Below are 2,391 nucleotides of genomic sequence, written 5' to 3' on the forward strand. Positions count from 1 at the left end.
CTGTAGCGACCCTTTGCCGTGAACACGGCATGAGTAATGCTACCTTTTATAAATGGCGTGCCAAATATGGTGGTATGGATACATCATTAATGGCTCGACTGAAAGAGCTAGAAGCCGAAAATACCAGACTTAAAAAGATGTATGCGGAAGAGCGATTAAAGGCCGAAATCATCCAGGAAGCGATGGCAAAAAAGTGGTAAAGCCATCTTGCCGGCGTAAGATGGCACAACAGGCAGTTGCCCAGCATGCCATTAGTATTCGTTTGGCTTGTAAAGCATTTGGCATTAGTGAAACCTGCTACCGCTATCAAGCCAAACTCAGCGATGACAATGCACTCATTGCTGAACAGCTCATTGAACTCACTGAGGAAAATTCCGATTGGGGCTTTGGTTTGTGCTTCTCGTATTTACGGCATGTTGAGAGTTGCTGCTGGAATCACAAGCGGGTTTACCGCATTTACTGTGAGTTGGCACTGAATCTGCGTATTAAACCGAGAAGAAGACTAAAACGGCATGCGCCTGAACCATTGAAAGAACCAATCCGAGAAAATCAGGTTTGGTCATTAGATTTTATGCATGATCAGCTTTCCGATGGTCGCAAGTTTCGATTATTGAATGTGATTGATGATTACCGCCGCGAAGGCCTAGCCATTGAAGCAGGGTTCTCATTGCCCACAATCAGGGTTATTCGTACGTTGAATCAATTGCTGGAGTGGAGAGAAAAACCGTTAGTGATCCGATGCGATAATGGTCCCGAATTTATCAGTCACGAATTTGTGCGCTGGGCTACTGAGCACGGTATTCGTATTGAATATATTCAACCGGGTAAGCCACAGCAGAATGCGTATATTGAACGCTATAATCGGACCATACGTTATAGTTGGCTGAGCAAGCATTTATTTGATACTTTGGATGAAGTACAAGATTATGCAACAAACTGGTTGTGGCATTACAACCATGAAAGACCACATCAAGCTAACAAAGGAAAGCCACCTCTAATGGCTGCTTAACCTCTACTTTTAACTTCGGTTATTTATGGGAGGATTACCCATCAACTTCACCTTTTAAAATAGGTAAAGAGAATAATAAGATATTTCCATAAAGCTTTGCTTTTCTAGGAGTCGTTACAGCAGAACCAAAATATCTTATAAATTTACTTGCATAATCATTTGCTTCATTTTGAGAAAGCTCTATATCAGCAACTTTGAGTGCTTCATCTACCCCTTGAAAGCAAAATTTAATTAATACAGATTGATCAATAAGTGGTAAATGTAAAGGAACTTGTATAATTTTCTCTAAAAAAGCTTCGCCAGCATTATTAGAAGAATTGGCGTAACGATCCTGTAATGAAGAAGCGACTATATCCTTATCAAAAGCTAAAATATATGCGGTATGCTTAAAGTCAGCAGTAAGCTTTACGAGCCTAAAAAGAGCATGTATTTCGGATTTTTCTAATCTATCCACATCATCAATTAAAATTAAAACTCTCTTCTGCGCTTTCTCTAATTCACATTCAATTCGCTCTTTCAGCTTTTGTAACTCTAGACTTGGTATAAAACTACTGATTGCCTGCCCCACCTCAGCAGCTCCAAATATACTAGTAATTGCAGGTGCTAAAGATTTAACAGCATCTTTGGCTTTATCTGTTTTCGTGATAAGTTCGACTTCAATAGCATGAGCAATGTCTAGGAAGAAAGCCTTTAGCAACTCTTCTTCTGTTCCAAAACGCCACGGATTAAATTTTATACATAGAATATTTTGATTATCAGTTAAAGACTCTTCAATGAAGTTTAAAACAGATGTTTTACCATTTCCCCAAGCTCCATATAGCCCTATTACTATACTAGAGGTGTCATTTCTATTTGCTATAACTTCCGCTATTCTCTTAGAAAATAGCCAACGATTAAATTTATCATCCTTATGTTTAAATACAGGAGAGTCAGATGTGTAATTATCGGTCATAAAGTGCTCTCATTTATTTTTAAAATGTATTATTAACAAGAAACTCCCATCTATACAAAGTCTTGTTCTATTGAAACCTCACATAAATGTTTATATCTACCCCTAATCCATGAAATGAAGAAAGGAGGTGATAAACTGCCCCACATATGGAGCAATCAACTAAGAAGAACTAAAAATACTAATGATATACGCTGAATTATCAGGAGACTTTCCCTTGGGAGATTCTAGGCAGCCAACTTATAAAAGTCTTCGGCCATTTGATTTGGTGTCTTAAAACCCAAACCCTTTTGAATTCTTCGATGATTATAAAATAACTCAATGTATTTTATAATATCTGCTTTGGCTTCTTCTCTGGTTTGATAGTTGTAATGATGCACTAACTCATTTTTCAGTATTCCCCAAAAGCTTTCAATCGGTGCATTATCGTAAC

Annotated in this window: 3 protein-coding genes; 1 reads left to right on the forward strand and 2 read right to left on the reverse strand. The window is 38.0% G+C overall.

Annotated elements, in window-relative coordinates; translation table 11 throughout:
- Positions 1 to 1,009 (forward strand): IS3 family transposase gene (locus tag ACINWC141_RS12965; protein WP_155757872.1). Its coding sequence is split into 2 segments (ribosomal slippage), with 1,010 coding nucleotides annotated over them: positions 1 to 186 and positions 186 to 1,009; the frame shifts between segments, so codons are not numbered across the junction. This gene is flagged as partial in the annotation.
- A gap of 34 nt (positions 1,010 to 1,043) precedes the next feature.
- On the opposite strand, the gene ACINWC141_RS12970 is transcribed toward ACINWC141_RS12965, so the two are convergent.
- Positions 1,044 to 1,961 (reverse strand): KAP family P-loop NTPase fold protein, encoded by a 918-nt coding sequence (locus ACINWC141_RS12970; RefSeq protein ID WP_009391866.1) that lies wholly within the window; start codon positions 1,959 to 1,961, stop codon positions 1,044 to 1,046.
- 224 nt (positions 1,962 to 2,185) lie between these two features.
- Positions 2,186 to 2,391: IS3 family transposase (locus ACINWC141_RS12975; RefSeq protein ID WP_009391865.1), on the reverse strand; the 206-nt coding region annotated here is incomplete at its 5' end.

This window comes from Acinetobacter sp. WC-141, from assembly GCF_000313935.1.
Classification (GTDB): domain Bacteria; phylum Pseudomonadota; class Gammaproteobacteria; order Pseudomonadales; family Moraxellaceae; genus Acinetobacter.

What these genes read in the sequence shown, in the direction of transcription:
- ACINWC141_RS12970 (WP_009391866.1), bottom strand. Translation starts at nt 1,961, where the DNA reads ATGACCGATAATTACACATCTGACTCTCCTGTATTTAAACATAAGGAT.